Consider the following 24293-nt stretch of genomic DNA (forward strand, 5'->3'; position numbering starts at 1 on the left):
ATGGCCGAACGTAAATTCACCGGAAAGCACGCTTTGGCCGTGTTTGTCGGCGCTTTTGGCGTGATCATCGCGGTGAACCTCGTGCTGGCCTACAATGCCGTGAAGACGTTTCCCGGGCTCGAGGTGAAGAACTCCTATGTCGCCAGTCAGGAGTTCAACGAGAGATTGCAAGAACAGCGAGCGCTGGGCTGGACCGTTCGGGCGGAAACCAAAGGTGGTCTTCTGATCCTTCACATTACCGACGAAAGCGGTGTACCGGTTCAGGTGAGTGAATTGCAGGCGGTGGTTGGCCGGGCAACCCATGTACGCGACGACTTCGTACCCGACTTTACGTTCGACGGTACCGCCTATGCCACGCCTGCCACTTTGGGTAAGGGCAACTGGAATATCCGATTGGTGGCGCGTGACGGAAACGGTGCCGAATTCTCGCAGCGCGTTCCGCTGTACGTGAAGGGGTAAGCATGACGGCTCAGCTTTCATCCGGTACAGCAGCCTGCCCGGGCTGCCTTGCGGCCCCGGCAGATCCGGCCCGGCCCGTACCGGAGGATGTACAGATCGCTTTGTCGCTGCCGGGCATTCATTGCTCGGCCTGTATCGCGACGGTCGAGCGTGAACTGAACGCGCACCCCGGCGTCGAAGATGCCCGGGTGAATCTGACGCTCAAACGCGCGATGATAAAAGCCACGCCGGAAACGCGCGCAAGCGATCTGATCCCGGTGCTTGAACAGGCGGGATTCGAAGCACATGAGCTTGATCCGGGGGTTTTGTCCGCAACGCAGACGGACAAGGCCGGTCGTGATCTTCTGATGCGCCTGGCCGTGGCCGGGTTTGCATCCATGAACGTGATGTTGCTGTCGGTTTCGGTCTGGTCCGGTGCGACGGATGCAACGCGGGACATGTTCCACTGGATTTCAGCGGCCATTGCGCTGCCGGCCATTGCGTTCTCGGCCCAGCCGTTCTTTGTCAATGCTTGGAGCGCTCTGCGCGTGCGACGGCTGAATATGGATGTACCGATTGTACTGGCGATCCTGTTGGCGCTGATCACATCGCTGTGGGAAACCGCGTTGAGCGGCGAGCATGCCTATTTCGACGCTGCTCTGACATTGACCTTCTTTCTGCTGGCGGGACGGTATCTTGATTACCGTACCCGTGCTGCGGCGCGATCAGCGGCCGAGGAATTGACAGCGTTGGAAGTTCCCCGCGCCATTCGTGTGGTCGATGGGGCCGAAGACGAGGTTCCCGTTGCCGAGTTGCATGTCGGAGATCTGGTCCTTGTGCGACCGGGTGGGCGCATGCCGGTGGACGGCCAGATCGTGTCGGGCCAGTCCGAACTGGATCGATCCCTTCTGACAGGCGAGACGGTGCCAGTCTTTGCCGAAGCCGGGCAGGTTGTGAGCGCGGGTGAAGTCAACCTGACGGGTCCGTTGACAATCCGGGCAACGGCGGTCGGGGAAGACACGTCGCTCCATCGCATGGCTGATCTTGTAGCCATCGCCGAGTCTGGCCGGTCCCGCTATACCTCGTTGGCCGACAAGGCCGCCAAGCTCTATGCGCCCGGGGTTCATATTCTGTCGGCGCTCAGCTTTGTTGGGTGGTACATCTATTCCGGTGACTTGCGCACGGCACTGAACATCGCGGCGGCTGTTCTGATTATTACCTGCCCCTGCGCGTTGGGTTTGGCCGTGCCAGCGGTAACAACGGCCGCGTCGGGTCGGTTGTTCCGCAAGGGAATGCTGATCAAGCACGCCACTGCACTGGAGCGGTTGTCCGAAGCCGACACAGTTGTATTCGACAAGACGGGCACCCTGACATCCGGCGTACCGGAACTGGTCAATCTGGCAGACCATGCCCGCGCCAAGGTCGAGGTCGCTCTGGCGCTGGCCGAGGCTTCTGCGCATCCCTTGTCCGTGTCATTGGCAAAAGCGGCGCGTGCGGCAGGGATCAAACCAGCAAGTGTTCGAGGAATAGCCGAGGTTCCCGGCTATGGCACCGAGGGCGAGTTCCGTGGCCAACGTGTTCGTCTGGGTCGGGCGGCCTGGGTCGGCGCGGATCAGGGCACCAATACTTCGGCCTGGCTGGCAATCGGCGAAGACGCACCCGTGGCCTTCCGATTCTCGGACGCCTTGCGCCCGGGCGCCGCTGAGGCGGTAGATGCGCTGCGCGCTTCGGGCAAGCAGGTGCTTCTGATTTCAGGAGACTCGCAGGGGGCCGTGCGCGCATTGGCAGAAAAACTGGGGATCAGGGATTGGATTGCCGAGGCTTTGCCGCAGGACAAGGCAAGACGCATTCAGGATCTCAGCGATGAAGGTCACAAAGTTCTGATGGTTGGCGACGGGCTGAATGATACCGCTGCTTTGACGGCGGCGCATGTGTCGATCTCTCCGGCTTCCGCGCTGGATGCGGCACGGGTCGCGTCGGATATCGTACTGTTGGGCAATGATCTTTCGCCTATTGCGGATGCGTGCGACACGGCTGTCAAAGCCACCAGGCGCATTCGCGAAAACTTCCAGATCGCAACCGTTTACAACGTGATCGCTGTTCCTCTGGCCGTGATGGGACTGGCGACACCGCTGATCGCGGCCTTGGCGATGTCGACCTCGTCCATTACCGTGTCCCTGAACGCCCTGCGGCTGAGGTAACCTGAATGGAAGTGCTTGCCTATCTGATCCCGATTTCCCTGTTCCTGGGGGGCGTTGGTCTTGCCGCCTTTGTCTATACCGTTCGTTCGAACCAGTACGAAGACCCCGAAGGCGACGCGCGCCGGATCCTGAGCGACGAATGGGATGACAAACCCAAACCCTGAACGATTGCCCCATAGAGGCAGAGATGAACCAACTGCCCTTGAAATTGTCGCAATGCCCGGATATGTCCGGCCCATCCGCTAGCAGAGAGAAAACGCCAAATGGCCACTACCAATCCGATCCAGTTCATTCAGCAGGTCCGAGCCGAAGTCTCCAAGGTCGTCTGGCCGACCCGGCGCGAGGTGCTGTTGACCACGGTAATGGTCTTTATCATGGCCGCGCTGACGGCTGTATTTTTCGCTTTGGTCGATCTGGGTATCCGGGGCGGCCTGCAACTGATCCTGGGCGCGTTCAGCTAAGCAGTATCAGCGCGTTGATACGTCTCTGCCCCCTTGCGTCGCGCGCAATGTCAGAGTAGGTGACGCGGTACTATTCGGAATAGGCGTGTGGCGATTCGGGCTGCGCGCCGCTTTTTATTCCGGATGGCGTGACGAGATTTTAATGACGAGTGTGTCCGGTACGCGGGATACCTCGAAGACAAACAAGGACGACAGGTTCATGGCGAAACGGTGGTACTCGGTCAGCGTTCTTTCGAATTTCGAAAAGAAGATCGCAGAGCAGATCCGCACGTCGGTGGCTGAACAGGGCCTTGAGGACGATATCGACGAAGTGCTGGTGCCCACCGAAGAGGTGATCGAAGTGCGCCGGGGCAAGAAAGTCACGACTGAGCGCCGTTTCATGCCCGGTTACGTGCTGGTACATATGGAAATGTCGGATCAGGGCTATCACCTGATCAACTCGATCAACCGCGTCACCGGTTTTCTGGGCCCTCAGGGGCGTCCGATGCCGATGCGCGATGCTGAGGTCAATCAGATCCTCAACCGTGTTCAGGAAGGTGAAGAAGCGCCCAAGCTGATGATCAGCTTCGAGGTTGGTGAAAAGGTCAAAGTCAACGACGGCCCGTTCGAGGATTTCGACGGCATGGTCGAAGGCGTGGACGACGAAAACCAGAAACTGAAGGTCTCGGTCTCGATCTTTGGTCGGGAAACCCCGGTCGAGCTGGACTTTACGCAGGTTACGAAGCAGGGCTGAGGAAACTCTCCTCGAGAATTGAAACGCCGCGATGCCAAGGGTAACGCGGCGTTTTTTGTTTAGGTATTCGCTGAAAACGTATCGACCTATTGTGCTTGAACCATAGCCGCGCGCAAAAGTTGCGGCCTGTCGGTCTGGGACGGCAGGAACACGGCTTGCGATCCGGCATCCAGCGCCGAAAGGCTCGCGTCATACCACTGCATCGCAAGGTCGCGGCGCTCCTGCACGCCGAAACCTTCGCGCAGATGGTGGCCAATCAGTTCGCCGTACGCCGGTTCACCCATTGCGACCAGCATCAGAGCAGACCCAAGAGCGGCATCCATGTTGTCCTGACGGTAGCCAATCGCCAGGCAGACCTTGCTTGTTGCGGCAAGATCTTGGGGGCTGAGCCCGGAGTCCAGCGCCAGCTTGCGCATCTGGGTTTCAGCCTCAGTTTTCGAGTTGATCGACAGAGCGTCAACTTGTGGAGCCACCATTTCACCATAAGAGTCGCATTGGGCGCTAACCTGATCCGGCGTCAGTCCCTGGATATCCTGAATCAGATCTTCACCGCGTGCCATCGCGTAACTGCGGGCAAGGCAGAACTGCTCGCTGAGCGCAAAGTCGGGATCGGACATGTTCGACAGGGTTGTATAGCCGCCATTGGTCGATGTTTGCAGCATGACTCCGCTGCAGCGATTGGCCAGCGACGGGCCTCCGGTACCGCCTGAAAACAGGCTCGGCAGGTTTGCAGACGCAGTTTCAGTCGTCTCGGGTTCGGGTTCCTGCGGTGTCGTAACCGGGACAGGTTGTACCGGCACGGCTTGTGCCGGGGCCTGAGGGGCAGCAGCCAGAGCAGAGCCCGTGTGCACCTGACGGCGATACGCCATCAACAGCGGTTGGCCCGAAAGCTGAGTGGCCGACTGCCCACCGCTTGTGGCCCAATAGTAGGCCTGCATCAAAAAGTCGGACTGATAGGGCTGAAAATCATAGCCGTTCACAGGATAGCCCATCGAGGCCTGATAGCGTTCGATTGCGGACCGGGTGCCACGACCGACCTGGCCATCGACCCTTCCTGCATTGTATCCGAAGTAATTGAGCGCGGTCTGGGTTTGCGCGCCCTGTGAAGTCGATGGGATGCCCGACCGGTAAGTTCGATTTGATGTGGTCGTTCTCTGCGACTTTTTCTTCTGTTGGTCCTTGCCAATCGCGTAGCCAACGATTCCGCCGACGACGGCGCCGCCGAGGAATTCACCAGCGTCCGCCCGCGCTGTCTGAGGGGCAGCTGCAGCAAGAGAAAAGGCGATGCCAAGAGTTAAAACTAAACGAAGTATCATAATTAACCTCCACCAAAATTCACTAATTTTTCGAAGTATAACACGGCCACGCGCTTTGTGGTGATGCAAGCACCAAAATCCCGATTGATGAGCGACTGATTTGTGGTTTTCGCCGTTTTTTTAAAATGTTAGTGGCATTCACAATTGCACTGCCAGTGGCCTACAATCTTTTAGGTGGCGAATAACCTTCCTGGTTTTGATTCGGTATATCCAGATTGCGGCGCCAACCACTTGTCATCTCTACTGATCCCCTGTAAACGCCGCCTCTATCGTCTTCGGGCGAGATTCTCTCGTGGGAGGTTGCAGGGATCGCGATCCCGGATCGGACCACGCAACATAATCTGGGTGGGACGCGTTTCACCTAAGTTGAAAGGAAAACCAAATGGCCAAGAAGCTTGCTGGTACAATGAAACTGCAGGTTCCTGCAGGACAGGCGAACCCGTCGCCGCCAGTTGGTCCGGCGCTGGGTCAGCGCGGCATCAACATCATGGAATTCTGCAAGGCGTTCAACGCCAAGACCGCAGACATGGAGCAAGGCGCGCCTTGCCCGACCGTGATTACCTATTATCAGGACAAGTCCTTCACCATGGACATCAAGACGCCGCCCGCGTCTTATTACCTGAAAAAAGCGGCTGGCCTGAAGCCTGTTGGCAAGCGGAACCGCCCTCGTGGTGCGGAAAACCCAGGTCGTGAGACCGTGGCAACCGTGACCTCGAAGCAGGTTCGCGAAATCGCCGAAGCCAAAATGAAAGATCTGAACGCCACCGACATCGAAGGCGCAATGCAGATCATCCTGGGCTCGGCCCGCTCCATGGGCATCGAGGTGAAGTAAGATGGCAAAACTCGGTAAACGTACCCGCACTGCGCGCGAAGCTGTCGCTGGCAAGGAAAACCTGTCGGTTGAAGAAGCGGTTGCCCTGGTCAAAGGCAACGCAACCTCGAAATTCGACGAGACCATCGAAATCGCGATGAACCTGGGCGTTGACACCCGTCACGCGGACCAGATGGTTCGTGGCGTCGTTGGCCTGCCGAATGGCACAGGTAAAGCGATGCGCGTCGCCGTATTCGCACGTGGCCCCAAGGCGGACGAAGCGAAAGAAGCAGGCGCAGATATCGTCGGCGCAGAAGACCTGATGGAAACCATTCAGGGCGGCACCATCGAATTCGATCGCTGCATCGCAACCCCGGACATGATGCCGATCGTCGGCCGTCTGGGTAAAGTTCTGGGCCCCCGCAACCTGATGCCGAACCCCAAGGTTGGCACCGTGACCATGGACGTGAAAGCCGCCGTGGAAGCAGCCAAAGGTGGTGAAGTTCAGTTCAAGGCGGAAAAAGGCGGCGTTGTTCATGCCGGTGTTGGCAAAGCGTCGTTTGACGAAGCCAAGCTGGTCGAAAACGTCCGAGCGTTTGTCACGGCTGTTGCCAAGGCGAAACCGTCGGGCGCCAAGGGCACCTACATGAAAAAAATCGCGCTGAGCTCGACCATGGGTCCTGGCGTGACCGTTGATGTGGCGGAAGCCGCGGGCGAATAAGCCCTAGATTTCCGATTTGAAGAATTGATCCCGGGTGGTGCGAACTGTCCGGGATTTTCTTTTGCGGGGTTCGGTGCAAAAGTGGCCAGACATCCAATTCGGTGCTCGTCAAAAAAACGGACCCTCTCCATGGAAACCAAGCGCGTTCTCATTCAAAAATTTCTCAAGGGTCTGGAAACCGGTGACGCTATGGCGGCAGCGGTGGTCAATGAAGACAAGTATATTCAGCACAATCCTCAAACCCACGAAGGCAGTGAAGGTATTGCGGAATTGTTCGCGCGACTGTCAAAAACCTCGCCTAGGGTCACATTCAAACGGGTTTTCGAAGATGGCGATTTTGCCTTTGCGCATATCGAGTACGATTTCAGAAGTCTGCGCGCAGCGTTCGAGGTGTTTAGGTTCGAAGATGGAAAAGCCGTAGAGCATTGGGACAACATTCAGCCTTTGCGTGGTCCAAACCTCTCGGGGCGTGGAATGCAGGACGGCCACACTGAAATAGCGGATTTGGAGAAGACCGAAGAAAACCGGTCAACCAGCCGTGTGTTTGTCACGGAGGTCCTTATCGAGCGTCGGTTCAATAGGTTGGCAGAATTTGTGGCCGAAGACCTGAAACAGCACAATCCGGAAATGGCTGACGGCATCTCGGCACTCAAGAGCGTGTTGGAAGGTCGAAGCGCAAGCAATCTGGTGTTTGCTTACGAGATGTCGCACAGGGTTTTAGCCGAGGGCAATTTCGTTCTGTGTGTGTGCGAAGGCCAGAGAAATGGGGTTCATTCAAGCTTTTATGATTTGTATCGTTGGGACGATGATCGAATTGTTGAGCACTGGAGCACGATCGAAGAGATCCCGCCGCGCGAAGAATGGAAAAACGATAACGGAAAGTTCTGACTCCACGTGGTCGGAGTTTGGGCGGTTTTTTGATCCGCTTTGGGTGCAATTTACCCCTTGGAAACCCCCTTTATCTGCCCTAATAAGACCTGCGGAACAAAGCGTGCGATTCGTCGTGCGCTTTGTTTTGTTTCGTCCAAGACGGTGGGTGGGTCCATTCGGCCCCTTAATTCCCTGCCTGAGACGGGTAAGACCAAAGAATTCTGGGGGTCCCACCCTCGGGCGCATTTTGGCCAATCCCGTAACAACGGACCTGAACGCCGGAGCGAAAGCTGCGGCAAATATGAGCCGGGGTGAGATATCGCCCCAAACTTGGAGAGAACTGTGGATAGAGCCCAGAAAGAGAAAGTGGTCGAGGAACTCGGCCAAATCTTCGAAAGCTCTGGCGTCGTAGTGGTATCCCACTACGCCGGTCTGACAGTTGCCGAGATGCAGGACCTTCGCGCACGTGCTCGTGACGCGGGAGGTGCCGTGCGTGTTGCCAAGAACAGGCTCGCCAAAATCGCCCTTGAGGGTAAGCCGTGTGAAAGCATGGCCGACCTGCTGACAGGGATGACCGTTCTGACCTATTCCGAAGACCCCGTGGCGGCAGCCAAGGTGGCCGAGGACTTCGCCAAGGATAACAAGAATTTTGAGATTCTTGGTGGTGCAATGGGTGAGAACGCTCTGGACCGCAAAGGCGTCGAAACAGTTTCGAAAATGCCGTCTCGCGAGGAGCTTATTGCTTCGATCGTGGGCTGCATTGGCGCACCTGCTTCGAACATCGCCGGCGCGATTGGCGCACCTGCAAGCAACATCGCAAGCATCCTTTCCACCATCGAAGAGAAGGCGGAAGCTGCGTAAGCGGTTGGCACTGAATGATCTGCGTGGGGCAGATGCCCTGACGTTGGAACACACACTGTAAACGGAAAGAGCTGATAAAATGGCTGATCTGAAAGCACTCGCAGAAAGCATCGTGGGTCTGACCCTGCTGGAAGCACAAGAACTGAAAACCATCCTCAAAGATGAATATGGCATCGAGCCCGCAGCAGGCGGCGCAGTTGTCATGGCAGCTGGTGGCGACGCCGGTGGCGCAGCTGAGGAAGAAAAAACCGAATTCGACGTCGTTCTGAAGAATGCCGGCGCTTCGAAAATCAACGTGATCAAAGAAGTTCGCGGCATCACCGGTCTTGGCCTGAAAGAAGCCAAAGAGCTGGTCGAAGCTGGCGGCAAGATCAAAGAAGGCGTGTCGAAAGACGAAGCCGAAGAAGTCAAAGGCAAGCTGGAAGCAGCTGGCGCCGAAGTCGAGCTGGCCTAAGCCATTCGACAGGTGCATCACTGATGCGCCGCAAGATTTGGCTGGATCCGGGGAAATCCGGGTCCAGCCGAACCTGTCTCAGAAAGGGCCTCAGAACTTGGGGTGTTTTCTAAGACGCGGTTCGCGGATCGGGAGGCTGCCATTCGGGACGGTGGCCACGAATTGATCCGGACGTGTCCTCTCTAATGTGCAAGGCGCCGGGGCCCGACGGTGTCTTTGCCCGCTGAGAACATCGAAAGGTGACATCTGACATGGCTCAATCGTTCCTTGGCCAGAAACGTCTTCGGAAATACTATGGCAAAATCCGCGAAGTGCTGGAAATGCCGAACCTCATTGAGGTGCAGAAATCTTCTTATGATCTTTTCCTGCGCTCCGGCGATGCAGAGCAGCCCGCAGACGGCGAAGGCATCAAAGGCGTGTTCCAATCGGTTTTCCCGATCAAGGATTTTAACGAAACCTCCGTTCTGGAGTTCGTGAAATACGATCTGGAAAAACCCAAATACGATGTCGAAGAATGCATGCAGCGCGACATGACCTACAGCGCGCCGCTGAAGGTTACCCTGCGCCTGATCGTGTTCGATGTCGATGAGGACACCGGTGCTAAATCGGTGAAAGACATCAAGGAACAGGATGTCTTCATGGGCGATATGCCTTTGATGACGCCGAACGGCACATTTGTCGTGAACGGGACCGAGCGTGTGATCGTATCCCAGATGCACCGTTCGCCCGGTGTGTTCTTTGACCACGACAAGGGCAAGACTCATTCCTCGGGCAAGCTGCTGTTTGCCTGCCGCATCATCCCGTATCGCGGCAGTTGGCTGGACTTTGAGTTCGACGCCAAGGACATCGTGTTCGCCCGGATCGACCGCCGCCGCAAACTGCCTGTGACAACCCTGCTTTATGCGCTGGGTCTGGATCAGGAAGCGATCATGGACGCGTATTACAACACCGTGTCCTACAAGCTGGACAAGAAGAAGGGCTGGGTCACACCGTTCTTCCCCGAGCGCGTGCGCGGCACCCGTCCGACCTATGATCTGATCGACGCCAAGTCCGGTGAAGTGATTGCTGAAGCGGGCAAGAAAGTCACGCCTCGCGCGGTCAAGAAACTGATCGACGAAGGCACCGTTACCGATCTTCTGGTTCCGTTTGATCACATCGTCGGCAAATTTGTCGCCAAGGACATCATCAACGAAGAAAACGGCGCGATCTATGTCGAGGCCGGTGATGAACTGACGCTGGAATATGACAAAGACGGTGACCTGATCGGCGGCACTGTGAAAGAGCTGATCGACGCAGGCATCACCGACATCCCGGTTCTGGACATCGACAACGTCAATGTCGGCCCTTACATGCGCAACACCATGGCTCAGGACAAGAACGTGAACCGTGAAAGCGCGCTGATGGACATCTACCGCGTCATGCGCCCAGGCGAGCCGCCCACCGTCGAGGCAGCGTCGGCCCTGTTCGACACGCTGTTCTTCGACAGCGAGCGCTATGATCTGTCGGCTGTTGGCCGCGTGAAGATGAACATGCGTCTGGCACTTGATGCGCCGGATACCCTGCGTACCCTGCGCCGCGAAGACATCGTTGCCTGTATCAAGGCGCTGGTGGAACTGCGTGACGGCAAAGGTGACATCGACGATATCGACCACCTTGGCAACCGCCGTGTGCGTTCAGTCGGCGAACTGATGGAAAACCAGTACCGTGTTGGCCTGCTGCGCATGGAGCGCGCGATCAAAGAGCGTATGTCGTCGGTCGAGATCGACACCGTCATGCCGCAGGACCTGATCAACGCGAAACCAGCCGCTGCCGCCGTCCGCGAATTCTTCGGCAGCTCGCAGCTGTCGCAGTTCATGGACCAGACCAACCCGTTGTCGGAAGTCACCCACAAACGCCGTCTCTCGGCGCTTGGCCCCGGTGGTCTGACACGTGAGCGCGCCGGCTTTGAGGTGCGCGACGTTCACCCGACCCACTATGGCCGGATGTGCCCGATTGAAACACCGGAAGGCCCGAATATCGGTCTGATCAACTCGCTGGCCACCTTCGCCCGTGTGAACAAATATGGCTTCATCGAAACACCGTACCGTGTCGTCAAAGACGCAGAGGTGACTGATGAGGTCCACTACATGTCCGCGACCGAGGAAATGCGTCACACCGTGGCGCAGGCGAACGCGACGCTGGATGAAAACGGCAAGTTCATCAATGATCTGGTGTCGACCCGTCAGGCCGGTGACTACACCCTCGCCCCGCGCGAGAATGTGGACCTGATCGACGTGTCGCCGAAACAGCTGGTTTCGGTCGCTGCATCGCTGATCCCGTTCCTTGAGAATGACGACGCCAACCGCGCTCTGATGGGCTCGAACATGCAACGTCAGGCGGTTCCGCTGCTGCGGGCTGAGGCGCCGCTGGTCGGCACCGGTATCGAGGAAAAGGTTGCGATCGACTCGGGCGCTGCGATCCAGGCGAAACGCGCCGGTATCATCGACCAGGTCGATGCCCAGCGTATCGTTATCCGCGCTACCGAAGATCTGGAACTTGGCGACGCTGGTGTGGACATCTATCGCCTGCGGAAATTCCAGCGTTCGAACCAGAACACCTGCATCAACCAGCGCCCGCTGGTGAAAGTGGGCGACACCGTCCAGAAAGGCGAGGTGATCGCCGACGGTCCGTCAACCGACATGGGTGAACTGGCTCTGGGTAAGAACGTGATTGTCGCGTTCATGCCGTGGAACGGGTACAACTACGAAGACTCGATCCTGATTTCGGAACGTATCGCGCGTGATGACGTCTTTACCTCGGTCCATATCGAGGAATTCGAAGTCGCCGCCCGTGACACCAAGCTGGGTCCGGAAGAGATCACCCGCGACATCCCGAACGTCGGTGAAGAAGCGCTGCGCAACCTCGACGAGGCCGGCATCGTTTACATCGGTGCGGATGTTGAGCCGGGCGATATTCTGGTCGGCAAGATCACTCCGAAGGGCGAAAGCCCGATGACCCCGGAAGAAAAGTTGCTGCGCGCCATCTTTGGTGAAAAAGCATCAGATGTGCGCGATACTTCGCTGCGCGTGAAGCCGGGCGATTACGGGACTGTCGTGGAAGTCCGTGTCTTCAACCGTCACGGCGTCGAGAAAGACGAGCGTGCGCTGCAGATCGAGCGTGAGGAAGTCGAACGTCTGGCCCGTGACCGGGATGACGAGCTGGCGATCCTTGACCGCAACATCTATGCGCGTCTGCAAGGTCTGATCCTGGGTAAGACCGCTGTCAAAGGCCCGAAAGGCGTCAAGGCAGGATCGGTGATCACCGAGGAACTGCTGGACATGCTGACCCGTGGTCAGTGGTGGCAGCTGGCACTGGAAGACGAGAAGGACGCCCAGATCGTAGAGGCTCTGAATGAGCAATACGAAGTGCTCAAGCGCGCTCTGGATGCCCGTTTCGAAGACAAGGTTGAGAAAGTCCGTCGTGGTGACGATCTGCCGCCGGGTGTGATGAAGATGGTCAAAGTCTTCATCGCCGTGAAGCGTAAGCTGCAGCCGGGCGACAAGATGGCCGGTCGTCACGGGAACAAAGGTGTGATTTCCAAGGTTGTCCCGATGGAAGACATGCCGTTCCTGGCCGATGGTACTCCGGTTGACTTCTGTCTGAACCCGCTGGGCGTGCCTTCGCGTATGAATGTTGGTCAGATCCTTGAAACCCATATGGGTTGGGCCGCGCGCGGTCTGGGTCTGAACATCGACGAAGCTCTGGGTGAATACCGCCGTTCCGGCGACCTGACCCCGGTGCGCGAAGCGATGAAGGTGGCCTATGGCGAAGATGTCTACGAAGAAGGCATCACCGGCATGGACGAGGAAACGCTTGTCGAAGCAGCGGGCAATGTAACCCGTGGTGTTCCGATCGCAACCCCGGTCTTTGACGGTGCCAAAGAGGCTGACGTCAATGACGCGCTGGTGCGTGCCGGCTTCTCGCAGAGCGGTCAGTCGATCCTGTTCGACGGTCGTACCGGTGAGCAATTCGCACGTCCGGTGACCGTGGGTATCAAGTACCTGCTGAAACTGCACCACCTTGTGGACGACAAAATCCACGCGCGTTCGACCGGGCCGTACAGCCTGGTTACCCAGCAGCCGCTGGGTGGTAAGGCGCAGTTCGGTGGTCAGCGCTTTGGTGAGATGGAAGTCTGGGCTCTGGAAGCCTACGGCGCCGCCTACACCCTGCAGGAGATGCTCACCGTGAAATCGGATGACGTCGCCGGCCGGACCAAGGTCTATGAGTCGATCGTCAAGGGCGAGGATAACTTTGAAGCGGGCGTACCGGAATCGTTCAACGTTCTGGTGAAAGAAGTCCGTGGCCTCGGCCTGAATATGGAACTCCTGGATGCGGAGGAAGAGTAGGGGCGGCAACGCCCCACACTCATCCCATCCCAATTTGTAAGGACGCAAAATGAACCAGGAAATCACCAACAACCCGTTTAACCCGCTGACGCCCCCGAAGGTCTTTGACGAGATCAAGGTCTCGTTGGCGTCGCCCGAGCGGATCCTGTCTTGGTCCTATGGCGAGATCAAGAAACCCGAAACCATCAACTACCGGACGTTCAAGCCTGAACGTGACGGTCTGTTCTGCGCGCGTATCTTTGGCCCAATCAAAGATTATGAATGTTTGTGCGGCAAATATAAGCGGATGAAGTATCGCGGCGTTGTCTGCGAGAAATGCGGTGTGGAAGTCACCCTGCAGAAAGTCCGCCGCGAGCGTATGGGCCATATCGAACTGGCAGCACCCGTAGCACATATCTGGTTCCTGAAGTCGCTGCCGTCCCGCATCGGTCTGATGCTGGACATGACGCTGCGCGATCTGGAACGCGTTCTGTACTTTGAAAACTACGTCGTTATCGAGCCCGGTCTGACCGACTTGTCTTACGGCCAGATGCTGACCGAAGAAGAGTTCATGGACGCTCAGGATGCCTATGGCATGGACGCGTTCACCGCGAACATTGGTGCCGAAGCCATCCGTGAGATGCTGGCCCAGATCGATCTGGAAGCCGAAGCCGAGCAGCTGCGCGCTGATTTGGCCGAAGCAACCGGCGAACTGAAGCCCAAGAAGATCATCAAGCGTCTGAAGGTTGTCGAAAGCTTCCTCGAGTCGGGCAACCGGCCCGAGTGGATGGTGATGACCGTAATCCCGGTCATTCCGCCGGAACTGCGTCCGCTGGTTCCGCTGGACGGTGGCCGGTTCGCGACTTCGGATCTGAACGATCTGTATCGCCGCGTCATCAACCGGAACAACCGTCTGAAGCGTCTGATCGAACTGCGCGCGCCTGATATCATCGTCCGCAACGAAAAGCGGATGCTGCAGGAATCCGTTGACGCTCTGTTCGACAACGGCCGTCGTGGCCGCGTGATCACCGGCGCCAACAAGCGCCCGCTGAAATCGCTGTCGGACATGCTGAAAGGCAAGCAGGGCCGCTTCCGTCAGAACCTTCTGGGGAAACGCGTCGACTTCTCGGGCCGTTCGGTCATTGTGACCGGCCCGGAACTCAAGCTGCACCAGTGTGGTCTGCCCAAGAAGATGGCGCTCGAGCTGTTCAAGCCGTTCATCTACTCGCGTCTTGAAGCCAAAGGTCTGTCTTCGACCGTCAAACAGGCGAAGAAACTGGTCGAGAAAGAGCGTCCCGAAGTATGGGATATCCTCGATGAGGTGATCCGCGAACACCCTGTCATGCTGAACCGTGCGCCGACGCTGCACCGTCTTGGCATTCAGGCGTTCGAGCCGGTTCTGATCGAAGGCAAGGCGATCCAGCTGCACCCGCTGGTCTGTTCGGCCTTTAACGCCGACTTCGACGGTGACCAGATGGCCGTTCACGTCCCGCTGAGCCTTGAGGCGCAGCTGGAAGCGCGTGTTCTGATGATGTCGACGAACAACGTTCTGTCGCCCGCAAACGGTGCGCCGATCATCGTTCCGTCACAGGATATGATCCTGGGTCTGTACTATGTGACCCTGGAACGCGAAGGCATGCCGGGCGAAGGCAAGGTCTTTGGCTCGATCGACGAAGTCCAGCACGCGCTGGACGCGGGTGAGGTGCACTTGCACTCGAAAATCACCGCTCGGATCAAGCAGATCGACGACGAAGGCATCGAAATTCAGAAGCGTTATGAAACCACTCCGGGCCGTCTGCGTCTGGGTGCTCTGCTGCCGATGAACAACAAGGCACCTTTCGAGCTGGTCAACCGTCTGCTGCGGAAAAAAGAAGTGCAGCAGGTGATCGACACCGTCTACCGCTATTGCGGTCAGAAAGAGTCGGTCATCTTCTGTGACCAGATCATGTCGATGGGCTTCAAAGAAGCGTTCAAGGCGGGCATTTCGTTTGGTAAGGACGACATGGTCATCCCGAACGGCAAGTGGAGCATTGTCGACGAAACGCGCAGTCAGGTGAAAGACTTTGAACAGCAGTACATGGATGGTCTGATCACTCAGGGCGAAAAGTACAACAAAGTGGTCGATGCCTGGTCGAAGTGTAACGACCGTGTGACTGAGGCAATGATGAGCACGATCTCGGACGTTGCCAAGGCCGAAGACGGGTCGGACATGGAGCCGAACTCGGTCTACATGATGGCTCACTCCGGTGCGCGTGGCTCGGTTACTCAGATGAAACAGCTGGGCGGTATGCGCGGCCTGATGGCCAAGCCGAACGGCGACATCATCGAGACGCCGATCATCTCGAACTTTAAAGAAGGTCTGACCGTTCTCGAGTACTTCAACTCGACTCACGGTGCCCGTAAGGGTCTGTCGGATACCGCTCTGAAGACGGCGAACTCGGGTTACCTGACCCGTCGTCTGGTGGATGTCGCTCAGGACTGCATCGTTCGTGAGATCGACTGCGGCACCGAGCGTGCAATCACTGCCGAAGCTGCGGTGAATGACGGTGAGGTTGTCGCCTCGCTTGCCGAACGTGTTCTGGGCCGTGTCTCTGCCGACGACGTTCTGCGTCCGGGTACGGATGAGGTTCTGGTCGCTGCAGGTCAGTTGATCGACGAACGTATGGCCGACATGATCGACGAGGCCGGTGTTGCTTCGATGCGTATCCGGTCGCCTCTGACCTGTGAGTCCGAGGAAGGCGTCTGTGCGACATGCTACGGTCGCGACCTTGCACGCGGTACCATGGTGAACACAGGTGAGGCTGTCGGCATCATCGCAGCCCAGTCCATCGGTGAACCCGGTACGCAGCTGACGATGCGGACCTTCCACATTGGTGGTGTTGCGCAAGGTGGCCAGCAGTCGTTCCAGGAAGCCAGCCAAGACGGTGTCGTTTCGTTCGAGAACCCGCAGGTCCTGGCCAATGCCGCAGGCGAAAGCCTGGTCATGGGCCGGAACATGAAGCTGGTGATCAAAGACGAACATGGCGAAGAGCGTGCCAGCCACAAGCTGACCTACGGCTCGAAGCTGTTCGTGAAGGATGGCACCAAGGTAGCCCGTGGTGACAAGCTGTTCGAATGGGATCCCTACACCCTGCCGATCATCGCCGAGAAAGCGGGTACCGCGAAATATGTCGATCTGGTTTCGGGCCTTGCTGTCCGCGACGAGACCGATGAAGCAACCGGTATGACCCAGAAGATCGTGATCGACTGGCGCGCGGCCCCGAAAGGCAGCGAGCTGAAGCCTGAGATCATTCTGGTTGGCGAAGATGGCGAGCCGGTCCGCAACGATGCGGGCAACCCGGTTCACTATCCGATGTCGGTGGACGCGATCCTGTCGATCGAAGATGGTCAGCAGATCGAAGCAGGTGACGTTGTTGCGCGTATCCCGCGTGAAGGTGCCAAGACCAAGGACATCACCGGTGGTCTGCCGCGTGTGGCTGAACTGTTCGAAGCCCGTCGCCCGAAAGATCACGCGATCATCGCCGAGGCGGATGGTTACGTGCGCTTTGGCCGTGACTACAAGAACAAGCGCCGCATCAGTATCGAGCCGGCAGACGAGTCGATGGAAACGATCGAGTATATGGTACCCAAGGGTAAACATATCCCGGTCGCGGAGGGCGATTTCATCCAGAAGGGTGAATACCTGATGGACGGCAACCCGGCTCCGCATGACATCCTGTCTATCATGGGTGTCGAAGCGCTGGCGGATTACATGATCGACGAGGTGCAGGACGTGTATCGTCTGCAGGGCGTGAAGATCAACGACAAGCACATCGAAGTCATCGTGCGTCAGATGCTGCAGAAGTGGGAGATTCTGGATTCAGGCGACACCACCCTGCTGAAAGGCGAGCATGTCGACAAGCAGGAGTTTGATGCGGCCAACGAGAAGACACTCTCGCGTGGTGGCCGTCCGGCTCAGGGCGAACCGATCCTCTTGGGGATCACCAAAGCCTCGCTGCAGACACGTTCGTTCATCTCGGCGGCGTCGTTCCAGGAAACCACCCGCGTGCTGACCGAAGCGTCGGTGCAGGGCAAGAAAGACAAGCTGGTTGGCCTGAAAGAGAACGTCATCGTCGGCCGTCTGATCCCTGCCGGTACTGGTGGTGCAACTCAGGCCGTTCGTCACATCGCGCAGTCGCGTGACAACGTAGTCATCGAAGCACGACGGGAAGAGGCCGAGGCCGCCGCTGCCCTGGCCGCTCCGATCATGGATGATGATATGGTCGGGGATGAACTGGACGTTCTGGTCGAAACACCGGAAAGCCGCGAGTAAGCAGCGCCATTCAGAACTAAAAAGGCCCCGCGAAATCGCGGGGCCTTTTTTTCTGGCCGCACCAAAGTACGGAAATGTGAACCGAAGTGTCAGAACACGTCTATTGACCCAATTGCGCCATGCTTGTGGTTCTGCAATCAGTGAATTAGCGCTGTAATGTGTTTTCAGATAGTTTTGAGCTGACCCATGGACATCAAAAACAATTCCTTCGAGGACCGGGTGGCGCGGATCAAACAGCGCTCGGAAGAAAACACAAGCAAGTCACCTTCGCCTGGTACCGAAAGTGTCTGGCAGCGCCTGAGTTATCCCGCTGCGTTTCTGGGGGCTTTTTTGCTGGGTATTCTTGCGGTCTTCCTGTCTCGCTTCATTCAATATCAATCGGTTGGTATTCCGGTTCCCGGTCAGGTTGGTACGCAGGACTTCGTCAGCCTCGGCCTCGCAGGCGGGGCCTGTATTATGGTGATGCTTTTTCTGAAAGGTAAACTACGAGAGTTTGCCGGGGCGCTCACGGTTGGCGCGTTGGTGACGACATTTACTTTTCACAACCTTGTGTGGCAATACCCGGTGTTTTTCGAACGTGCATACGGAGAGGACTGGGTGGATTTTGTCAAAGACACGACAGAGCCTTCCAGCCTGAACCTGTTTGGGACCATCCTCCCATTCGGTTGATGATCACGCTGTCGCATGGTGCGATATTGACATCCGGCTCAAGTCCTTGGCCAATGCGGGGCGATCAATAGCCCCGGAGCTTGAAACAGCATGACTCCAAACACAAAAGGCGCCTTGCTGATGATGGGCAGCATGGCTGCATTTACCCTGAACGACACGCTGGTGAAGGTTACCTTGCAGGATCTGCCTTTGTTTCAGTTGGTGGCCCTGCGCGGGTTCTTGGCAGTTTTTCTGATCTATGTACTTGCCCGGTCTTTGGGCACGTTGCATCTGAATTTTTCGCGCCATGACAAGTGGCTGGTTGCACTGCGCTGCCTTGCAGAGCTGGCCGCGACTTTCTTTTTCCTGACGTCGCTGAAGAACATGCCCCTTGCCAATGTTACGGCCATTCTTCAGGCATTGCCTCTTACGGTAACTTTGGGTGCGGCTTTGGTTTTTTCCGAACAGGTTGGTTGGCGACGCTCACTGGCTATCGCCGTGGGTTTCGTCGGAATGCTTCTGATCGTAAGACCCGGGCCAGAGGGATTCAGTGTGTATTCCATCTATGCGCTGGTTGCAGTGGCTTCGATTACAGTTCGGGACCTTGTCACGCGACGTATGTCAGCCGACGTGCCATCGATGCTGGTTACGTTGGCCACTTCGGTTTCCATTGCAGGGGCCGCAGCAATAGCCTCGGTTTTCGAAGGATGGGTTCCGGTTTCGGCAACAGCGGGTTCCCTGGTCGCGGCGGCGGCCGTGTTTGTTTTGCTTGGCTATTTGTTCAGCGTCATGGTCATGCGTCAGGGGGATGTCGGATTTATTGCGCCGTTCAGATATTCCAGCCTGATCTGGGCGCTCGGGTTGGGTTGGGTCGTGTTTGACGAATGGCCCGACAATCTGACGATGCTGGGTGCCGCCCTGATCGTGGGTGCCGGGTTATTTACGTTGTTCCGGGCACGTGCGCGTCAGGGCTTGGCGTGACTCCGTCTGACCATGTCCTGATCAATGGCGAAACGGGTTTGAAACTCGAGCTCCTGCTGCCGGGTAAGAGGTGTAAGCCCGACATCGATCTTTCTGGTTCGTGGTGAGTCATTGAACCGGTTCAATCCCCGTACCCACATCGGAGTATCCGGTCGCGTCACAACGGGCATCGCTCGGTTGATCCTGTTATGGGCAAAATTCATGATCGATTTCTGCTGCCCACCCCGCACGTACATTCCAAGACCGGCTGTTATCAACGGGCGGTGTACGCGAGCGGCTTGTATACCATCAGCAGTGGCACGGGCCAGATAACCGGAATTGAAATCAACAGCGACCATAGCGCGCTTTTCAAACAAGCCGACGCAGTCCCTGACACAACCTCGGAGCCGTTCGACAAAATCCACGGCCACTGCATCATCGTCGTCGTGTCGAAACTGAAGGCAGGGTTGATCGGGATTGTTCCGCGCCGAATTCAGGACGTCCTGCATGACTTTCCTGTGTCGCCCCGGAGGTTTCGCGACTATGCGCACCTGCTTAAAACCCCCGGTCAGATCGTTGAGGCGGTCATATGCCAATTTGGGCAAGCAATCGCCGACCACGATTATCAACTGGAAATCGTCGTCAGACTGTTTTTTGAAACCGGGCAGTGCGACCGTCTCAAACAGGCGAAACCGCTCTTCCAACCTGTCGTGCTGGTACAGAAATCGCCGTCTGTCTTCGACACTCTCGTGCGTTGTCTGAAAACCGCCAATTGCGGGATAGGAAAACCTGCAAAGACCGATAACCTGCATTTTCTCAGCGCGCTGCATATTTGACGTCGAACGCGTCCGGGTCGATCAAGAACCGTGCCCGCAGGTCTTCTGCCTGCTGTGGCGTGAAAGATGATAACTCACTGGTATCTTTGCGCGCGTGGTCCGAGTCGTTGTACGCGTGAAGCATCCTTACCCACATGGGCGTGTCCGGATAGCTGACCACAGGCATGAACCGGGCCAGCCTGTTGTGCAACCGGTCAAAGATTGTCCGACTGCTGCTGGCCTGAACATACATACCCAGGCCAACACCCAGCAACGACCGATAGACCCGACCGGCCTGAAACCCTCGAGCCTCGCGCCGGGCGATGAAACCTTGATTGAAATCTATGCCGACAGACTCGCTCTGCTGCATCAGTCCCGCATTCTCATGAACAGCGGCGCGGAGGCATTCTATGAAATCAACGGAAACGGCGTCATCGTCGTCATGTCGAAACTGCACGCAAGGCTGATGCGGATTCGCTCGCGCGGTGTTCAGTACCTCACGCATAATCTGCTTATGATCTCCAGGTTCCTTTTCAATGACACGGATCTGTTTGATCCCGGCGGTCAGATCGCGCAGCCGGTCCGCATAGATCTGAGGGAGGCAAGTCCCCGTTAACACCAACAGCTCAAACGCCTCATCTGTCTGGGTGCGAAAGCTGGGCAGAGTGATGGTCTCAAACAGGTGAAAGCGCTCTTCCAGTCGGTCAGGGGCAAACAGAAACTGCCGCTGCTCTTCGATTGTATCCCGATTCAACCGAAAGCCGCCCGTTGCGGGATAGGAAAATCGGCAAAGGCCAATCACTTGCATCTGTAATCCATCAGCAGGTATTCCACACGACTATGCCCGTGCTACGGTTCAGCCGCAACAGGGACGGTGGCGCGTTATAAGGCAATCCGATACACCCGACACAACGCGAGCGCGGGGGCGTTGGTGTACAGCTGTTGACACTCGGGACGACTCCCCGTATACGCGCGTCATCTCGGTGCCGGGGGCCGCCCCGTAGCCGATTCCAGTAATGAACTGGTCAAGGCCCGGACAATTTTGCAGTTCGCGCCCTCTGAGAAACAACCGCGACGTTCACCTCGGAATGGGAACGCTCGTGGGTTTTGCGCTTGTGGACGCATAAGTGCAGCGAATTTAGCCGCACGCGACGCGCGTGCATGTCATGTGTGTTGCAAAACGGGGAAAGAACCGGAATGCCAACTATTCAACAGCTGATCCGCAAACCGCGTCAGCCCAAAGTAAAACGCTCGAAGTCCATGCACCTGGAGCAGTGCCCGCAGAAACGCGGCGTCTGTACTCGTGTGTATACGACCACACCGAAAAAGCCGAACTCGGCTATGCGTAAGGTTGCCAAAGTGCGCCTGACCAATGGGTTCGAGGTCATCTCGTACATCCCCGGTGAAAGCCACAACCTGCAGGAACACTCTGTTGTTCTGATCCGTGGCGGCCGTGTAAAAGACCTTCCCGGTGTCCGTTACCACATCCTGCGTGGTGTTCTGGATACCCAGGGCGTCAAAGACCGTAAGCAACGTCGTTCGAAATACGGCGCGAAGCGTCCCAAGTAAGAAGGAGAGGCTGATATGTCACGTCGTCACGCCGCCGAAAAACGCGAAGTCCTGCCTGACGCCAAATTTGGCGACAAGGTACTGACCAAATTCATGAACAACCTGATGATCGACGGCAAGAAGTCGGTCGCAGAGCGCATCGTTTACAACGCATTTGATCGCGTTGAAGGCAAGATCAAACGCGCTCCTGTCGAAGTGTTCCACGAAGCACTCGACAACATCAAACCGTCGGTAGAGGTTCGCTCGCGCCGGGTTGGTGGTGCAACCTATCAGGTTCCGGTCGAAGTGCGCCCCGAGCGCCGCGAAGCACTGGCCATCCGTTGGCTGATCACTGCTGCGCGCGGCCGCAACGAAAACACCATGGAAGAGCGCCTTGCGGGCGAACTGCTGGACGCCGTACAGTCCCGCGGTACTGCCGTGAAAAAGCGCGAAGACACCCACAAGATGGCCGAGGCGAACAAAGCCTTCAGCCATTACCGTTGGTAATTCCAGAGGCTTATCAAAATGGCACGCGAATATACACTCAACCATTACCGTAACTTCGGTATCATGGCGCACATCGATGCAGGTAAGACCACCTGTTCGGAACGCATCCTGTATTACACCGGCAAATCCCACAACATCGGTGAGGTGCACGATGGTGCAGCCACCATGGACTGGATGGAGCAGGAGCAGGAACGTGGCATCACCATCACTTCGGCTGCGACCACCACATTTTGGGAACGCACCGAAGATGGTGAAACTGCTGACTCGCCCAAGCACCGCCTGAACATCATCGACACCCCCGGCCACGTTGACTTCACCATTGAAGTTGAACGCTCGCTGGCGGTACTCGACGGTGCCGTCTGCGTTCTGGACGCAAACGCTGGTGTTGAGCCCCAGACCGAAACCGTGTGGCGTCAGGCTGACCGCTACAAGGTTCCGCGTATGGTGTTCGTCAACAAGATGGACAAGATCGGCGCGGACTTCTTCAACTGTGTTGCAATGATCGAAGATCGTACCGGCGCACGTGCTGTTCCAGTTGGCATTCCAATCGGCGCAGAAACCGAGCTGGAAGGCCTGATCGACCTGGTCACCATGGAAGAATGGCTGTGGCAGGGCGAAGACCTGGGCGCAAGCTGGGTCAAAGCACCGATCCGTGACAGCCTGAAAGACATGGCTGACGAATGGCGCGGTAAAATGGTCGAAGCGGCCGTCGAAATGGACGACGACGCGATGATGGAATACCTGGACGGCAATGAGCCCGACGTTCCGACCCTGCGCGCCCTGCTGCGCAAAGGTACTTTGGAAATCGCGTTTGTTCCGGTGCTGGGTGGTTCGGCGTTCAAGAACAAAGGCGTTCAGCCGCTGCTGAATGCTGTGATCGACTATCTGCCCAGCCCGCTGGACGTTGTCGATTACATGGGCTTCAAACCCGGTGACGAAGAAGAAACTCGTAACATTGCCCGCCGTGCGGATGATGACATGGCGTTCTCGGGCCTGGCGTTCAAAATCATGAACGACCCCTTTGTTGGCTCGCTGACCTTTACCCGCATCTACTCGGGTACTCTGGCCAAGGGCGACACGCTTCTGAACTCGACCAAGGGTAAGAAAGAGCGTATCGGCCGGATGATGATGATGCACTCGAATGATCGTGAGGAAATCACGGAAGCATTCGCAGGTGACATTATCGCACTGGCAGGTCTGAAAGACACCACCACGGGCGACACTCTGTGTGCGACCGGCGATCCGGTGGTTCTGGAAACGATGACCTTCCCCGATCCGGTGATCGAGATCGCGGTTGAGCCGAAAACCAAGGCTGACCAGGAAAAAATGAGCCAGGGTCTGGGCCGTTTGGCCGCAGAAGACCCGTCCTTCCGCGTGGAAACTGACCTGGAATCTGGTCAGACCATCATGAAGGGCATGGGCGAGCTTCATCTGGACATCCTGATTGACCGTCTCAAGCGTGAATTCAAGGTTGAAGCGAACATTGGTGCACCGCAGGTGGCCTATCGCGAAACCATCGGTCACGAAGCCGAGATAGTTTACACCCACAAGAAACAGTCGGGTGGTTCGGGTCAGTTCGCTGAGGTGAAGATGATCATCTCACCGACAGAACCGGGCGAAGGCTATTCGTTCGAATCCCGCGTTGTTGGTGGTTCGGTGCCCAAGGAATATATCCCGGGTGTCGAAAAAGGCATCAGATCCGTCATGGATAGCGGCCCGCTGGCTGGCTTCCCCGTGATCGACTTCAAGGTTGCCCTGATCGAAGGTAAATACCACGACGTGGACTCCTCGGTTCTGGCGTTTGAAATCGCGGCTCGTATGGGTATGCGTGAAGGCATGCGCAAAGCCGGTGCGAAACTGCTTGAGCCGATCATGAAGGTCGAAGTGATCACCCCGGAAGAATACACCGGCGGCATCATCGGCGACCTGACATCACGTCGGGGTCAGGTTTCCGGTCAGGAAAACCGTGGCAACGCCATCGCGATCGACGCGTTCGTTCCGCTGGCGAACATGTTCGGCTACATCAACACTCTGCGTTCGATGTCGTCGGGCCGTGCCCAGTTCACCATGCAGTTCGATCACTACGATCCGGTTCCGCAGAACATCTCGGACGAGATCCAGGCGAAATACGCATAAGCGAAGATTTGAGGGAGCTCGGTTCACGGGCTCTCTTCATTACCGAAAAAGGAGGCCATCATGGCAAAGGAAAAGTTTGAGCGTAATAAGCCGCACGTCAACATCGGCACGATTGGCCACGTTGACCACGGCAAGAC

Annotated in this window: 20 protein-coding genes; 17 read left to right on the forward strand and 3 right to left on the reverse strand. The window is 57.2% G+C overall.

The window, feature by feature from the left end:
* From AC2FLP_RS19135 to nusG, 5 genes are all read left to right on the forward strand, one after another.
* Complete coding sequence (locus tag AC2FLP_RS19135; protein WP_117872191.1) at positions 1-459, forward strand: FixH family protein; 459 nt, start codon at positions 1-3, stop codon at positions 457-459.
* A gap of 2 nt (positions 460-461) precedes the next feature.
* A complete protein-coding gene (locus AC2FLP_RS19140) occupies positions 462-2639 on the forward strand; it encodes a heavy metal translocating P-type ATPase (RefSeq protein WP_496685588.1) in 2178 nt (725 codons plus the stop codon).
* A 5-nt stretch (positions 2640-2644) separates the two neighbouring features.
* The gene (ccoS, locus tag AC2FLP_RS19145; protein ID WP_117872195.1) at positions 2645-2803 is read left to right on the forward strand and encodes a cbb3-type cytochrome oxidase assembly protein CcoS; all 159 of its coding nucleotides are present in this window, start codon (positions 2645-2647) and stop codon (positions 2801-2803) included.
* A 99-nt stretch (positions 2804-2902) separates the two neighbouring features.
* The gene (gene secE / locus AC2FLP_RS19150) at positions 2903-3100 is read left to right on the forward strand and encodes a preprotein translocase subunit SecE (protein ID WP_050605011.1); all 198 of its coding nucleotides are present in this window, start codon (positions 2903-2905) and stop codon (positions 3098-3100) included.
* A gap of 199 nt (positions 3101-3299) precedes the next feature.
* Complete coding sequence (gene nusG, locus AC2FLP_RS19155; protein ID WP_117872965.1) at positions 3300-3833, forward strand: transcription termination/antitermination protein NusG; 534 nt, start codon at positions 3300-3302, stop codon at positions 3831-3833.
* Positions 3834-3919: 86 nt separating this feature from the next.
* Here the strand turns inward: nusG and AC2FLP_RS19160 are convergent, their stop codons facing one another.
* The gene (locus AC2FLP_RS19160) at positions 3920-5149 is read right to left on the reverse strand and encodes a peptidoglycan-binding domain-containing protein (protein WP_299901776.1); all 1230 of its coding nucleotides are present in this window, start codon (positions 5147-5149) and stop codon (positions 3920-3922) included.
* Between the two features lie 382 nt (positions 5150-5531).
* On the opposite strand from AC2FLP_RS19160, the gene rplK reads away from it, so the two are divergent.
* From rplK to AC2FLP_RS19205, 9 genes are all read left to right on the forward strand, one after another.
* Positions 5532-5981: a 50S ribosomal protein L11 gene (gene rplK / locus AC2FLP_RS19165; RefSeq protein WP_117872199.1), complete on the forward strand. Its 450-nt coding sequence runs from the start codon at positions 5532-5534 to the stop codon at positions 5979-5981.
* Between the two features lies 1 nt (position 5982).
* Positions 5983-6681, forward strand: coding sequence for a 50S ribosomal protein L1 (rplA, locus tag AC2FLP_RS19170; RefSeq protein WP_299901780.1), 699 nt, complete (start codon positions 5983-5985; stop codon positions 6679-6681).
* A 129-nt stretch (positions 6682-6810) separates the two neighbouring features.
* Complete coding sequence (locus AC2FLP_RS19175) at positions 6811-7569, forward strand: nuclear transport factor 2 family protein (protein WP_496685592.1); 759 nt, start codon at positions 6811-6813, stop codon at positions 7567-7569.
* Positions 7570-7893: 324 nt separating this feature from the next.
* Positions 7894-8412 carry a 50S ribosomal protein L10 gene (gene rplJ / locus AC2FLP_RS19180; protein ID WP_010441181.1) on the forward strand — a complete coding sequence of 173 codons (519 nt, stop codon included), beginning with the start codon at positions 7894-7896 and terminating at the stop codon, positions 8410-8412.
* A gap of 79 nt (positions 8413-8491) precedes the next feature.
* Positions 8492-8866, forward strand: a complete 375-nt coding sequence (rplL, locus tag AC2FLP_RS19185; protein WP_037314964.1) for a 50S ribosomal protein L7/L12 — start codon at positions 8492-8494, stop codon at positions 8864-8866.
* 251 nt (positions 8867-9117) lie between these two features.
* On the forward strand, positions 9118-13251 hold the full coding sequence (gene rpoB, locus AC2FLP_RS19190) for a DNA-directed RNA polymerase subunit beta (protein ID WP_299901787.1): 4134 nt from the start codon (positions 9118-9120) through the stop codon (positions 13249-13251).
* Between the two features lie 49 nt (positions 13252-13300).
* Positions 13301-17542 (forward strand): DNA-directed RNA polymerase subunit beta', encoded by a 4242-nt coding sequence (rpoC, locus tag AC2FLP_RS19195; protein WP_496685595.1) that lies wholly within the window; start codon positions 13301-13303, stop codon positions 17540-17542.
* A gap of 186 nt (positions 17543-17728) precedes the next feature.
* Entirely contained in the window at positions 17729-18211 is a 483-nt protein-coding gene (locus tag AC2FLP_RS19200; RefSeq protein WP_117872209.1) for a hypothetical protein, read from the forward strand.
* Positions 18212-18301: 90 nt separating this feature from the next.
* On the forward strand, positions 18302-19171 hold the full coding sequence (locus tag AC2FLP_RS19205; protein WP_299901793.1) for a DMT family transporter: 870 nt from the start codon (positions 18302-18304) through the stop codon (positions 19169-19171).
* Here AC2FLP_RS19205 and AC2FLP_RS19210 read toward each other — a convergent pair.
* Together AC2FLP_RS19210 and AC2FLP_RS19215 are read right to left on the reverse strand one after the other, a co-directional pair.
* Positions 19156-19980 carry a putative rhamnosyl transferase gene (locus AC2FLP_RS19210; protein WP_366140794.1) on the reverse strand — a complete coding sequence of 275 codons (825 nt, stop codon included), beginning with the start codon at positions 19978-19980 and terminating at the stop codon, positions 19156-19158. The genes AC2FLP_RS19205 and AC2FLP_RS19210 overlap by 16 nt on opposite strands.
* On the reverse strand, positions 19967-20773 hold the full coding sequence (locus AC2FLP_RS19215; RefSeq protein WP_299901796.1) for a putative rhamnosyl transferase: 807 nt from the start codon (positions 20771-20773) through the stop codon (positions 19967-19969). The genes AC2FLP_RS19210 and AC2FLP_RS19215 overlap by 14 nt, the downstream gene beginning before the upstream one ends.
* A 389-nt stretch (positions 20774-21162) precedes the next feature.
* On the opposite strand from AC2FLP_RS19215, the gene rpsL reads away from it, so the two are divergent.
* Genes rpsL through fusA form a run of 3 tightly spaced genes read left to right on the forward strand, consistent with a single transcriptional unit; the run spans position 21163 to position 24156 of the window.
* A complete protein-coding gene (gene rpsL, locus AC2FLP_RS19220) occupies positions 21163-21534 on the forward strand; it encodes a 30S ribosomal protein S12 (protein ID WP_005621086.1) in 372 nt (123 codons plus the stop codon).
* A gap of 15 nt (positions 21535-21549) precedes the next feature.
* Complete coding sequence (gene rpsG / locus AC2FLP_RS19225; RefSeq protein WP_008756926.1) at positions 21550-22020, forward strand: 30S ribosomal protein S7; 471 nt, start codon at positions 21550-21552, stop codon at positions 22018-22020.
* A gap of 18 nt (positions 22021-22038) precedes the next feature.
* Positions 22039-24156, forward strand: a complete 2118-nt coding sequence (fusA, locus tag AC2FLP_RS19230) for an elongation factor G (protein WP_496685598.1) — start codon at positions 22039-22041, stop codon at positions 24154-24156.
* Positions 24157-24293 lie beyond the last annotated feature (137 nt).

The sequence above is a fragment of the Ruegeria sp. CDSA141 genome (genome assembly GCF_059612005.1).